Below are 13,317 nucleotides of genomic sequence, written 5' to 3' on the forward strand. Positions count from 1 at the left end.
GCTCCGAGATGGGCCCACCCAACCCCGACAGCTCCCGCATCCGCGCCCACAGCGCTTGATGCTGCTCCGCCGTTCCCCCCTGGGACAGGGCCACCTCTTCTCCCGAGTGCCGCAGCCCCATCACCGCCTGGCCTTCACGTCGGAGATACACATCCGCGAGCCCCGAGAAGTCGACCCGCGTGGACCGCCCCCAGGGACCGACCATCGAGCGGCGCGTCACCCCTCGCGGGTCCACCGTCACCTCTTCCCGCACGAACATCGCCCACAGCAGCCCCACCTGCGCCACGAGGCCCACCGGAACCCAGACGCACAGCCACAGCGCCAGGAACAGCACCGCCAGCACCGCGCCCCAGCTCGACGTGAAGCCTTGCGGCGCATCGACCGCCAGCGGGACGGACTTCAGCAGCGCGAGCACCAGCCGCCCGAGCGCCGCGCCGGGCACCACCACTCCGGCCAACCACCCCGCGGTCCAGAACACCCAGCCGAGCCCCATCATCACCCGTGAGTGCGCGGAGGGCCCGAACCTCGCCCGCCAGACCTCGCCTTCCTGGGTGAGCCACGTCACGCGATGCCTCCTGATGAGCCTCCGTGTGCCCCGGTCGCAAAGGCCCGCGCCCACGATGAAAAGTCTGTCACCCCGCTGTCACGTCCGCGACGACGAAGCGCTCTCAGGCCTCCTCGTCGGACTCCTGGCCGTAGCGCTCGTCCCGCGTGGTGAGGATGTGGCGATAGGGCACCACGCGCACCAGCTCCGCCACCGTGGTGATGCCCGCGTCCACCTTGTCCAGCGCGTCCTCCACCAGCGTGCGCAGCCCATGGGCCCGCGCGTGCCGACGCAGGTGCACCGTGGGCTCCCCCCGGGCGATGAGGTCCTGCAGGTCCGGGTCCACCACCAGGAGCTCGAAGATGCCCAGACGCCCCTTGTAGCCCGTGTGGTTGCACGCGGCGCAGCCCTGCCCCACCTGCGTACGCACGCCGTTCAACAGCCGGCCCAGCAGCTTCGACTGCTCGTCCGTGGGCCGCATGTCCACGGTGCACTGCGCGCAGATGCGCCGCACCAGTCGCTGCGTCACCACCGCCAGGAGTGAGTCCGCCACGTCCACGTCGTCGAGCCCCAGGCCACGCAGGCGCGCCACCGCGCCCACCGCGTCCGCCGTGTGCAGCGTGCCCAGCACCACGTGCCCCGTGGCCGCGGCCGTCAGCGCCATGCTGCCCGTCTCCAGATCACGCACCTCGCCCACCAGCATCACGTTGGGGTCCTGGCGAAGGAGCGCGCGCAGCAACGTCGCGTACGGCATCTGCGGCGTCACCTGCTTCTGGTTCACCTTGGGGACGTAGTACTCGATGGGGTCCTCGGCGGTGACGATCTTGCGCAGCCCGTCGTTCAGCTGCGCCAGCGCCGAGTACAACGTCGTCGTCTTCCCGCTGCCCGTGGGCCCGGTGACGAGCACCAGTCCCTCCGGATTCGCCAGCAGTTGCAGGAAGACGGCCTGCATCGCGGGCGACATGCCCAGCTTCGCCACCGGCACCAGCCCCACGCTCGCGTCGAGGATGCGGATGACCACGTCCTCCCCCGCGGGGCTCGGCACCACGCTGACGCGGAAGTCCACCACCTTGCGACCCTCGGGCCGCTCGACGAGCGCGCGCAGCCGCCCGTCCTGGGGACGCCTGCGCTCCGTGATGTCCAAGCCCGCCAGCACCTTCACCCGGCTGACGACACCCGGCAGCGAGCGCGGGTCGATGTCCGTGTACGACTGGTGGAGGATGCCGTCGATGCGATAGCGCAGGTCCACGTCGTCGAAGTAGCTCTCCACGTGGATGTCGGAGGCATTCAACTCCACGGCGCTCACCAGCACGTGCTCCACCAGCTCCACCGTGGTGGGCGGACTCGACATGCGCGTGCCGGGCGTCAGCACCACGTCCGCGGTGACACGTGGCCCCGCGCCGAAGCCCACCTCCAGCGCGGACTCGATTTCATACGGATTGAGCCGCACCACGCGCAGCGGCCGGCGCAGGAACTCGGTGATGAGCTCCAGGACGGAGGGCTGGTCCGGGTTCGTCATGCCCACCGTCACCGGCGCGCCGTCGGCCTGCGGGTCCACCTTGTCCAGCACCGCGACCTGGTTGCGACGACAGAAGGACTCGGGGAGCCGGCGGAGCGAGGCACGGTCCAGGGTGAACTGCGCGAGCTCGGCGAACTGAGAGGGGGTGTCCTCGGCCATGTCCCGCCCGGCTTAGCAGCCTCGTCCCGGGGAGCGCCATCCTCTGGCGCCCTACTCCTCGAGCTCTCGCTTGAACCGCACGCCGAGGCGCGGCGCCAGCCAATCGCCCAGGTGCTCCATGCGCGAGCGCTGCGAGCCGGCCTGGGACAGCTCCATCTGGCCCGAGCCCGTGCGAATCCACAGCGAGAACACCTGCCACGTGCTCCCCTCATGTTCGTTCTCGGTCCGCCGCAGCTCGAGCCACTTCACCTGATGCCGCACGCGCTCGGGAGTCCCCAGGCCATGCCAGACACGCTCCAGTGAACCCGGGCGCAGCTCCCACTCCCATCGCGCCTGGAGCGCGGGCAGCGCGTTGAGCCCCGCCCACACCGCCGAGGCCAGGAGCACCACCATAAGCAACGTGTCCTCCACCGTGAGCCCATCGATGGACTGACGCCAGCCCGCCATCGCCGCCGAGGACAGCAGCAGGAGCGCCACGCCTCCGCGGACCCAGGCCTTCTGTGCCACATCCCCCCGGTCGTCGCGCAGCACCACGACGCCATCCGGGAGCGTCAGGACCTCCTTCCCCCGGGGCACGCTCTTCTCGGGCTCCAGCGGCGTGGGCCCCAGCTCCGAGAGCGTGCACAGCATCTTCCACAGCGCATCGTGCTCCGACGACGACCCCAGTGAAGCCAGCCGGACCACGCGTCCCGAGTGCAGTTGCAGCTCGACGCCGCCGATGGGCTTCGGCACGGCCGCCACCTCGGTGAACGGCAGGCAGCACCGCTCGCTGCCGGGGCCGTTCCACCGCCTCCACGTCACCCCTCGGGTGTCCATCGAGACCTGGTCCTCGCCCCAGAGCGAGCGCAGGAAGAAGCGCCCCACGCGGACGCCCACCACCAGCCACACCGTGAGGAAGGCGATGAGCGCCAGGCCTCCGAGCACCAGCCCCACCGCCTGGACGTTGCGCATGTCCGAACGGAGGCCCATCGGCGCGGGGTCGAACGACACCCGAAGCACCTCGACAAGAAGGTCCAGCCCCAGCTTCAGTCCCCCCAGCCCCACCGCGCACCAGACCAGCAGCATGACGCCATGGAGGGCCCGACGCTGGGGGGCCGACTTCAGTCGCGTCTGCCAGACCGGTACCGCCCTCGCTTCGGCCATCCTGTGCTTCCCCCTCGATGCGCGACGAGCACGCGCTCCCTCCTCAGGCGCTCGGGCCTCGTGAGGAAAGCGTGTCACCGCATTGTCACCCACCCGCCGTCGCGCTGCTATCCTCGGACGCCATGAAGCGCCCCACGGAGCCGGACGCGCCCGCGATGCCGTCGCTGCTCGTCTTCGCCATCGCGGTGCTGCTCTTCGGCTCGCCGCTCAGGCGTCTGTGGTTGGCGGAGGACGCGCCCGGCTACCTGCCCTTCGTCGTCTGGCTGGGCGTCATCGCCCTGGGCGGTTGGGCCGCGTACCGGGGCGGTGGCCATGACGCTTGAGCTGGGCTCGCTCGTCGCCGCGTCCGTCGTCTACCTGCTCGTGCTGTTCCTCGTCGCCTACGCGGCGGAGCGGGGCCTCATCTCCTCGCGCATCACCCAGCACCCGCTGGTGTACGCGCTCGCCCTGGGCGTCTACGCCACGTCCTGGTCCTACTTCGGCAGCGTGGGCTACGCGGCCCGACACGGCTACCGCTACCTGGGCATCTACCTGGGCGTCACCCTGGCGTGCCTGCTCGTGCCCGTGCTGTGGCGTCCGCTCCTGCGGCTGACGCGTGAGCTGCAGCTCACCTCGCTCGCGGACCTGCTCGCCTTCCGCTACCCGGGACAGACGACGGGCACGGCGGTGACGCTGTTCATGCTGGCCGGCAGCCTCCCCTATCTCGCGCTCCAGGTGCGCGCGGTGGTGGAGTCCGCGAAGGTGCTCAGCCCGTCGGCCTCGCCCACGCTCGTCGGCATGGGCTTCTGCGCGGTGCTCGTCGTCTTCTCCGTCCTCTTCGGCGCGCGCCACCTCACCCCGCGCGAGCGACACGAGGGGCTGATGCTGGCCATCGCCTTCGAGTCCGCCGTGAAGGTGGTGGCGCTCGTCGCCGTGGGCGCGTGGGCGGTGTCGCAGGTGTTCGGCGGCGTGGACGGATTGTGGACGTGGCTGGAGGCGCATCCGGAGGCGGTGGAGCAGTTGCAGCGCCCCGCGCGCGAGGCGTCGTGGGCGCCCCTGCTGGTGCTCTCGTGCGCGGCGGCGTTCCTCACCCCGCGCAGCTACCATGTCGCCTTCACCGAGGCGCCCGAGAAGGACGCGCTGTCCACCGCGACGTGGGCCTTCCCGCTGGTGCTGCTGGTGATGAACCTCGCGGTCCCCGTGGTGCTGTGGAGCGGCGAGGCGCTGGGGCTGCCCTGGCCCGCGGACTTCCACCTGCTCGCGGTGCCCGCCTCGCGCGGCGCGACGGGACTGGCGCTGGTGGCCTTCCTGGGCGGCGTGTCCGCCTCCAGCGCCATGGTCATCGTCACCACGCTGGCCCTGGCGCCCATGTGCCTGACGCACCTGGTGCTGCCCCTGGGCTACGCGCGCGGCCAGCCGCACCTGTACGGCTGGCTGCTCTGGGCGCGGCGGCTGCTCATCGCGCTCATCATCCTGGCGGGATACGGCTTCTACCGCCTGCTCGACACGCGGGGGATGGGGCTGGTGGACCTGGGCCTCGTGTCCTTCGTCGCGGTGGCGCAGTTCGCGCCCGGCGTGCTGGGGCTGCTCTTCTGGAAGCGGGCCACGCGCGCGGGGCTGCTCGCGGGCCTGGGCGCGGGCGCGGCGGTGTGGATGGTGACGCTGGTGGTGCCGCTGTGGGCCTCGCCGGGCGTGGTGGCGTGGACCCACCGCGTCTCCGCGCTGCTCGGCTTTCCGAGCGACGAGCCGTGGGGCTTCTCCACCTTCGCTTCGCTGACGCTCAACACGCTCGCCTTCGTGGGCGTGTCGCTGGCCACCCGGCAGTCCCAGGCGGAGACGGAGGCCGCGCGGGCGTGCACGCGGGAGGGTCCCGGGCTCGTCTCCGGCGGCGTGGAGGCCGGCTCGCCGCGGGAGTTCCGCGAGCGCCTGGCGCCGCTGCTCGGCGAGGAGGCCGCGTCGGCGGAGGTGGACCGCGCGCTGGCGTCGCTCGACATGTCCCCGGACGAGCGGCGCCCCTCCGAGCTGCGCCGCCTGCGCGACGGCGTGGAGCGAAACCTCTCGGGCCTGTTGGGTCCGGTGCTCGCGAGGCTCACGGTGGCGGAGGCGCTGCGGCTGGAGCCCGGCACCCGCGCGGCGCTGGCCGAGCAGCTGCGCTTCGTGGAGGAGCGCCTGCGCGACGCGCGCGGCATGCAGGGCCCGGTGCGCGCGGTGGAGGCGGTGCGGCGCTACCTCAATCGCATCCTCGAGGACCTGCCCCTGGGCGTGTGCACCGTGGGGCCCGACGGTGAGGTGGTCATCTGGAACGCCGCGCTGGAGCGGCTGTCCGGGGTGCGCGAGCACGCCTCGCGAGGCCACCCGCTGGCGGACCTCCCCGCGCCCTGGGGCTCGCTGTTGTCCGCCTTCTCGGCCGGCGCGGAGGCCGACACCGAGACCCGCGTCGTCGTGAATGGCGCCGAGCGCACGCTGCGACTGCACCGCTCCCGACTGACACCCGACGAGGAGGGCGGCGGCACGTCCGAGGGCATGGCGCTGCTCGTGGAGGACCTGACGGAGAAGAAGGCCGTGGACGCGAAGCTCGCGCACCAGGACCGGCTCGCCTCACTGGGCCGCGTGGCGGCGGGCGTGGCGCACGAGATTGGCAATCCCCTCACGGCCATCGCCAGCCTCACGCAGAACCTCAAGTACGAGCTGGACGACGCGGAGGCGGTGAAGGAGCGCACCGGGCTCATCCTCCAGCAGTGCCGACGCATCGACGCCATCGTCCGCGCGCTGGTGGGCTTCAGCCACGCCGGCACCGTGGGCGGCGAGGCTCGCCCCTTCGCGCGCGTGGAGGTGGGGCCGCTCCTGGCGGAGGCGCTCCAGCTCGCGCGGATGGAGCGCTCGGCGACGCGCTCCCGCGGGGTGAGCTTCGAGCACCGCGGCGCCGAGGGGCTGGTGGTGCTGGGCGACGCGCAGCGGCTGGAGCAGGTGCTCGTCAACCTGCTCACCAACGCGGTGGATGCCTCGCCCGAGGGTGGGCGCGTGGAGCTGGAGGCACAGGCCCAGGAGGGCCGCGTGCACCTGCGCGTGCTGGACCGGGGACACGGCATCGCCTCGGAGCTCACCCAGCGCGTCTTCGAGCCCTTCTTCACGACGAAGCAGCCGGGCGAGGGCACGGGCCTCGGGCTCGCATTGGTGGCGGGCATCGTGCGCGAGCACGGCGGCACCATCCAGGTGGACAACCGGCCCGGGGGAGGGACTAGCGTGACGGTGAGCCTGCCCGACGCGCGAAGCCACCCGCCCCCCGCGCGTCCCGTCCCGGGAGCCACCCTGTGAGCCGCATCCTGGTCATCGAGGACGAGCCCATCATCCGCACGGAGCTGCGCCGGCTGCTCGTGCGCGCCGGGCACGACGTGTCCGAGGCGGGCGCGGTGCAGGAGGCCGCGAGCGACTACGCGCTCGACTCCTTCGACCTGGTGCTGTCGGACCTGCGGCTGCCGGGCGCGCCGGGCACGGACGTCATCGCGCTGTGTCCCGGGGTGCCGGTGCTCATCATGACCAGCTACGCCACGGTGAAGTCCGCGGTGGACGCGATGAAGCTGGGCGCGGTGGACTACATCGCCAAGCCGTTCGACCACGACGAGCTGCTCCTCCAGGTGGAGCGCGTGCTGCGCGAGGGCAAGCTCACGCGCCAGAACGCGGCCCTCAAGCGCGAGGTGGAGCAGTCCTATCCGGTGAGCGGCATGGTGGGCGGCTCCGCGGCGATGCGCGACGTCTTCGAGCGCCTGCGCAAGGTGGCCCCCTCCCCCGCCACCGTGCTGGTGCTGGGCGAGTCCGGCACCGGCAAGGAGCTGGTGGCGCGCGCCCTCCACGCACAGAGCCCTCGCGCGGACGGCCCCCTCATCTCCGTCAACTGCGCGGCCATCCCCGAGGGCCTCCTGGAGAGCGAGCTGTTCGGCCACGAGAAGGGCGCCTTCACCGGCGCGCTCACCGCGCACGCGGGCCTGGTGGAGGCCGCGCACGGCGGCACGCTCTTCCTGGACGAGGTGGGCGAATTGCCCGCGCCCGCGCAGGCGCGCCTGTTGCGCATGCTCCAGGACGGAGAGGTGCGGCGGGTGGGCTCCACGCGGCCTCGCAAGGTGGACGTGCGCATCGTCGCCGCCACACATCGGGACTTGCCCCGCCGCGTGCAGGAGGGCGCGTTCCGCCAGGACCTCTACTTCCGGCTGCGCGTGGTGGAGATCCGCCTGCCGCCCCTGCGCGAGCGCGGCGAGGACCTGCCCGTGCTGGCGAAGTACCTCCTGGAGAAGGCGTGCCGCAGAATCGGCCGCCCGCCCGCGACGCTGTCCCCCGAGTCCCTCCAGGCCCTGATGACACACCCGTGGCCGGGCAACGTGCGCGAATTGGAGAACGCCCTGGAGCGCGCCGTCATCCTCTCCGAGGGCCCCGTCATCACCCCGGACCTGCTCGCGCTGGAGCTGCCCGGTGGCGAGCCGCTCGACGCCGCCGAGCCCGCCGAGCCGGAGACCGAGGAGACGGGCGGCGGCTCCATGGAGGAGTACTTCCGCCGCTTCGTGCTCGAGAACCAGGAGCACATGGGCGAGACGGAGCTGGCCAGGCGTCTGGGCATCAGCCGCAAGGCCCTGTGGGAGAAGCGCCAGAAGCTCGGCCTCCCCCGAACCCGCGCATGACGCACCGCCGCACCGTCCTCGACGCGACAAGTCGCTTGCGCACGATTCGTTACGACGCATTGCGCGATTCGTTACCGAGGTAACGCACACGTCACCTTCCGTAACACCCTGACGCGCCGAGCCAACCTGCAACGTCCCGAATCTTGTCGGATGCGGGGTTGGCCGGAGTGTTGCTCAAGGAGGGTGCATGCCCCACTCCCCCCTGCGCTCGTCGCCGCTCCTGGTCGCGCTCGCCGTGGTCCTCCTCCCGCTGGGCTCCGCAATCGCAGGCAAGATAACCATCAACGACGAGGCGAACCTCAACATCAACCTGCTGCTCCAATCGCAGGCACAGGTCATCAAGGACGGGGCGCCCAGCGGGGGCGTGGGCACGGACTTCTTCATCCGCCGGGTGCGGCTGCTCGTCTATGGCAACGTGACGAAGCGTCTGTCCTTCTTCATGGAGACGGACCAGCCCAACTTCGGCAAGGACAACAACTACAACGTCGACTTCTTTGTCCAGGACGCGTTCGTGTCCTACGAGTTCGCGGACAAGCTCTGGGTGGACGTGGGCATGCTCATCGCCCCGCTCTCGCGTCACAACCTCCAGGGCGCCATCGCGCTCAACTCGGTGGACTACCACTCGAGCGTCATCCGCTTCACCGCGGGGGTGGGGAAGATCTGGCGCGACATGGGCGTGCAGCTGCGCGGCTTCGCGGGGCCGGTGGGCTTCCGCGCCGCCATCATGAACGGCGCCGAGGGCACCAAGCGCGAGGACGCGCCCACCGTCAACCCGGATGACCTGCCGCGCGGCGTGGCGATGGTGCGCTGGAACTTCCTCACCCGCGAGGAGGACCTCTTCTTCCAGGGCATCTACTTCACCGACAAGCCGCACCTGTCCGTGGGCGTGGGCGCGGACTACCAGCCCTCCGCCATCGCCACCGCGTCGGGCGTGCACGACTCGGTGGCCTTCTCCGCGGACACCTTCCTGGACTGGCCCATGGGCCATGACCAGGAGCTGGTGTTCCAGACGGGCGTGTTCCACTACCGCCAGGGCATGGACAACCCGCAGAGCGGCACGGGCGTCCAGGCGGAGCTGGGCTACCGCATCGCCAAGGTGGAGCCCCTGGTGTCCGTCGAGTACTTCAACTCGCGCGTCACGAACCAGGACTCGCTCATCTTCCGGCCCGGCTTCAACGTCTGGTTCCAGAAGCACACGTTCAACCTGAGGACCGAGGTCGCCATCGCGCGCGTGGGCGACCTGTCCAACGCGGACACCGGCGTCACCGGCACCGCGCAGCTCCAGTTCTTCTACTGACCCCCTGCCCGTCGAGGACCCCCGATGACTGCCCAGAAGGATTCGTTCGTCGCGCCCAAGGAGCACTTCTCCCGCCAGGCGCACGTGAAGAGCATCGACGAGTACCGCGCCCTCCACGAGAAGAGCCTGCGCGAGCCCGAGGCGTTCTGGGGCGAGCAGGCCCAAAGGCTCACCTGGTTCCACCCGCCGGAGGCCATCCGCGAGGTGGACGCGGAGCAGGTGGACTTCTCCTGGTTCAGCGGCGGCAAGCTCAACGTGGCCTACAACTGCGTGGACCGCCACGCGCGCGAGCGCCCCGGCAAGGCCGCCATCCTCTGGGCGAAGAACGAGCCGGGCGAGTACGAGACCATCACCTTCCGCGACCTGCAGCACCACGTGGGACGCGTGGCCAACGTGCTCAAGGCCCACGGCGTGAAGAAGGGCGACCGCGTCTGCATCTACCTGCCGATGATTCCGGAGCTGGCGTACACCATGCTCGCGTGCGCGCGCATCGGCGCGGTGCACTCGGTGGTGTTCGCGGGCTTCTCGTCGGAGTCCTTGCGCGAGCGCATCCTGGACTCGGGCGCGAGGGTGCTGGTCACCGCGAACGAGGGGCCGCGCGGTCCCAAGAGCGTGCCCACCAAGGCCATCGCCGACGAGGCGGTGGAGGGGCTCACCCAGGTGTCCTCCGTGCTGGTGGTGCGCCGCACCTCGCGCGAGGTGCCCATGGTGGAGGGCCGTGATTCATGGCTGGACCAGGAGATGTCGCGCCACCGCGGCGTGTGTCCGGCCGAGTGGATGGACGCGGAGGACCCGCTCTTCATCCTCTACACCTCCGGCTCCACCGGGAAGCCCAAGGGCGTGCTGCACACCACGGGCGGCTACCTGGTGTACGCGGCGACGACGCACCACTACGTCTTCGACGTGCGCGCCGATGACGTGCACTTCTGCACCGCGGACCTGGGCTGGGTGACGGGCCACAGCTACCTCCTGTACGGCCCGCTCACCAACGGCACCACCACCGTGCTCTTCGAGTCCACGCCGTCCTACCCGGACTCCGGCCGGCTCTGGCAGGTGGTGGACGACGTGAAGGCCACCGTCCTCTACACCGCGCCCACCGCGCTGCGCGCGCTCATCAAGGAGGGCGACGGCTTCGTGAAGAGGTCCTCGCGCAGGTCGCTGCGGCTGCTCGGCAGCGTGGGCGAGCCCATCAACCCGGAGGTGTGGCGCTGGTACCACGATGTGGTGGGCGAGGGCCGCTGCCCCATCATCGACACGTGGTGGCAGACGGAGACGGGCGGCATCCTCATCTCCCCGCTGCCGGGCGCGACGCCGTGCAAGCCAGGGAGCGCCACCCTGCCCTTCTTCGGCGTGGAGCCGGTGCTGCTGGACGACGAGGGCCGCGTCATCGAGGGCAACGGCGTCAGCGGCAACCTGTGCCTGGCGCGCTCGTGGCCGGGGCAGGCGCGCACGCTGTACGGCCACCACCAGCGCTTCGTGGAGACGTACTACTCGCGCTTCCCCAACCTGTACTTCACAGGTGACGGCTGCCGGCGCGACGAGGACGGCTACTACTGGATAACCGGCCGCGTGGACGACGTGCTCAACGTGTCCGGCCACCGGCTGGGGACGGCGGAGGTGGAGAGCGCGCTGGTGGCGCACGAGGCCGTGGCCGAGGCCGCCGTGGTGGGCTTCCCCCACGACATCAAGGGCACCGGCGTGTGCGCCTTCGTCACCGTGAAGCCCGACTGGCAGGAGACCTCCAGCGAGCAGATGGTGGGCGCGCTCAAGGAGCAGGTGCGTCACGTCATCGGCCCCATCGCCACGCCGGACCGCGTCGTGGTGGTCAACGGCCTGCCCAAGACGCGCTCGGGCAAGATCCTGCGGCGCATGCTGCGCAAGATTGCGTCCGGCGAGACGGAGAACCTGGGTGACTCCACCACCCTGGCGGACCCGACGGTGCTGGACGAATTGCTCACCAAGGCCACGCCCGCGCAGGCGCGGCGCTGATTCCCACCCCTACCCAGGAGCTCAAGCGATGTCCTCCCCATCTCAAGAAGAGGCGTTGGAAAGACTCGCGGCCGCGCGCTGGCGGGTGGCCGCCGTCCTCACCGTGGCCACGCTGGTGGCCTACTTCGGCTTCATCCTGCTGGTGGCCTTCAACAAGCCGTTGATGGGCCAGCAGCTCGTCCCCGGTCTGTCGGTGGGCATCCTCCTGGGCGCGCTCGTCATCGTGACGGCCTGGGCACTGACGGGCATCTACATGATCTGGGCGAACGGCAAGTACGACCGGGCCCTGCGCGAACTGCGTCGTTGAGAGGAGAATCCGCATGAATCCCCCTTCGGCAACGGGCACGCAGCTGGGCCAGCCCAACTCCACGGCCATCCTCTTCTTCCTGCTCTTCGTGGGCGTCACCCTGGCAATCACGTACTGGGCGGCGCGCAAGACGAAGACGACGTCCGAGTTCTTCGCGGCGGGCGGCGGGGTGAGCGCGCTGCAGAACGGCTTCGCGCTGGCGGGCGACTACATGAGCGCCGCCAGCTTCCTGGGCATCGCGGGCCTGGTCGCCATGTCGGGCTTCGACGGCCTCATCTACTCGGTGGGCTGGCTGGTGGGCTGGCCGGTGGTGACGTTCCTCATCGCCGAGCCCCTGCGCAACCTGGGCAAGTACACCTTCGCGGACGTCGTGGCGTACCGGCTCAAGCAGACGCCGGTGCGGCTGGCCGCGGCGCTGGGCACGCTCACGGTGGTGAGCTTCTACCTGATTGCGCAGATGGTGGGCGCCGGCAACCTCATCCACCTGCTCTTCGGGCTGTCCTACGAGGTCGCCGTCGTCATCGTCGGCGCGGTGATGATCCTCTACGTGCTCTTCGGCGGGATGATCGCCACCACGTGGGTGCAGATCGTGAAGGCGGTGCTGCTGCTGGCGGGTGCGTCCGCGCTGGCGCTGGCGGTGCTCTACAAGTTCGGCTTCAGCCCGCTGGCGCTCTTCAGCGAGGCCACCCGCCAGTACGGGGAGAAGACGCTGGCGCCGGGCACGCTGGTGAGCAACCCGCTGGAGACGATTTCGCTGGGCCTGGCGCTGATGTTCGGCACCGCGGGCCTGCCGCACATCCTGATGCGCTTCTACACGGTGCCGGACGCGAAGGCCGCGCGCAGCAGCGTGTTCTACGCCACGGGGCTCATCGGGTACTTCTACCTGGTGACGTTCATCCTCGGCTTCGGCGCGTCGGTGCTGGTGGGCCGGCAGGCGATCACCAGCGTGGACAAGGGCGGCAACATGGCGGCGCCCATGCTCGCCGAGGTCGTGGGCGGCACGGGCTTTTTGGGCTTCATCTCCGCGGTGGCCTTCGCCACCATCCTCGCGGTGGTCGCGGGCCTGACGCTGTCCGGCGCGGCGGCGCTGTCCCATGACTTGTGGTCCAGCGTGGTGCGCAAGGGCCAGGCCCCCGAGCACGAGCAGCTCAAGGTGGCGCGGCTGGCGAGCCTGTTGCTGGGCGTGCTCGCCATCGTCCTGGGCGTGGCCTTCAAGGGACAGAACGTGGCGTTCATGGTGGGGCTGGCGTTCGCGATCGCCGCGAGCGCCAACTTCCCCGCGCTGCTGTTGTCCATGGCGTGGAAGAAGTTCACCACCCACGGCGCGGTGGCGAGCATGTTGACGGGCTCGTTCAGCGCGGTGGTGCTCATCTTCCTGTCGCCCACCGTACAAGTGGACCTGCTCAAGAACACGAGCGCCCTGTTCCCGCTGAAGAATCCAGGCATCATCACCATGCCATTGGCTTTCATTGTGGGGGTGCTCGTGTCGCTGATGTTCCCGGAGCGCGAGTCCAGCGAGCGCTTCGCCGAGGTGAAGCACCGCATGCACATGGGCGCGGGCAGTCCTTCGGTGGCGCCCGAGGCCGCGGCGGCATCGGTGGAACACACAGGTCGGACACCGACTCCCACGCCCAGCAAGGCTTGACGCCATCGAGATAGCCCTCCTCCGTCACTGCTCCTGGGGAGGAGGGCGGGGGTGGGCGCCGGGCC

10 protein-coding genes are annotated in these 13,317 nt (G+C 70.6%); 7 read left to right on the forward strand and 3 right to left on the reverse strand.

What is annotated here, in order from left to right; translation table 11 throughout:
• The 3 genes from FL311_RS33190 to FL311_RS33200 all read right to left on the reverse strand — a co-directional run.
• Positions 1–565, reverse strand: a 565-nt coding sequence (locus tag FL311_RS33190; RefSeq protein ID WP_141331583.1) for a hypothetical protein, incomplete at its 3' end; no start/stop codon positions are given.
• 103 nt (positions 566–668) lie between these two features.
• Positions 669–2,222, reverse strand: a complete 1,554-nt coding sequence (locus FL311_RS33195; protein ID WP_141331585.1) for a GspE/PulE family protein — start codon at positions 2,220–2,222, stop codon at positions 669–671.
• 51 nt (positions 2,223–2,273) lie between these two features.
• Positions 2,274–3,365, reverse strand: a complete 1,092-nt coding sequence (locus tag FL311_RS33200; protein ID WP_141331586.1) for a hypothetical protein — start codon at positions 3,363–3,365, stop codon at positions 2,274–2,276.
• Positions 3,366–3,487: 122 nt separating this feature from the next.
• Between FL311_RS33200 and FL311_RS33205 the strand changes: the two genes are divergently transcribed.
• The 7 genes from FL311_RS33205 to FL311_RS33235 all read left to right on the forward strand — a co-directional run bounded on the left by FL311_RS33205 (position 3,488) and on the right by FL311_RS33235 (position 13,252).
• Positions 3,488–3,688 carry a hypothetical protein gene (locus FL311_RS33205; RefSeq protein WP_046715727.1) on the forward strand — a complete coding sequence of 67 codons (201 nt, stop codon included), beginning with the start codon at positions 3,488–3,490 and terminating at the stop codon, positions 3,686–3,688.
• Positions 3,678–6,659 (forward strand): ATP-binding protein, encoded by a 2,982-nt coding sequence (locus FL311_RS33210; protein ID WP_141331588.1) that lies wholly within the window; start codon positions 3,678–3,680, stop codon positions 6,657–6,659. Before FL311_RS33205 ends, FL311_RS33210 begins: the two co-directional genes overlap by 11 nt.
• The gene (locus FL311_RS33215; protein ID WP_141331590.1) at positions 6,656–8,014 is read left to right on the forward strand and encodes a sigma-54 dependent transcriptional regulator; all 1,359 of its coding nucleotides are present in this window, start codon (positions 6,656–6,658) and stop codon (positions 8,012–8,014) included. Before FL311_RS33210 ends, FL311_RS33215 begins: the two co-directional genes overlap by 4 nt.
• Positions 8,015–8,201: 187 nt before the next feature.
• On the forward strand, positions 8,202–9,311 hold the full coding sequence (locus FL311_RS33220) for a porin (protein WP_141331592.1): 1,110 nt from the start codon (positions 8,202–8,204) through the stop codon (positions 9,309–9,311).
• Positions 9,312–9,335: 24 nt separating this feature from the next.
• Entirely contained in the window at positions 9,336–11,300 is a 1,965-nt protein-coding gene (gene acs, locus FL311_RS33225; protein WP_141331594.1) for an acetate--CoA ligase, read from the forward strand.
• Between the two features lie 28 nt (positions 11,301–11,328).
• Positions 11,329–11,607 (forward strand): DUF485 domain-containing protein, encoded by a 279-nt coding sequence (locus FL311_RS33230; protein ID WP_046715732.1) that lies wholly within the window; start codon positions 11,329–11,331, stop codon positions 11,605–11,607.
• Positions 11,608–11,620: 13 nt separating this feature from the next.
• Entirely contained in the window at positions 11,621–13,252 is a 1,632-nt protein-coding gene (locus tag FL311_RS33235; RefSeq protein ID WP_141331596.1) for a sodium/solute symporter, read from the forward strand.
• Positions 13,253–13,317 lie beyond the last annotated feature (65 nt).

Source organism: Myxococcus sp. AB025B (assembly GCF_006518215.1).
GTDB classification, from domain to species: Bacteria; Myxococcota; Myxococcia; order Myxococcales; family Myxococcaceae; genus Myxococcus; species Myxococcus fulvus.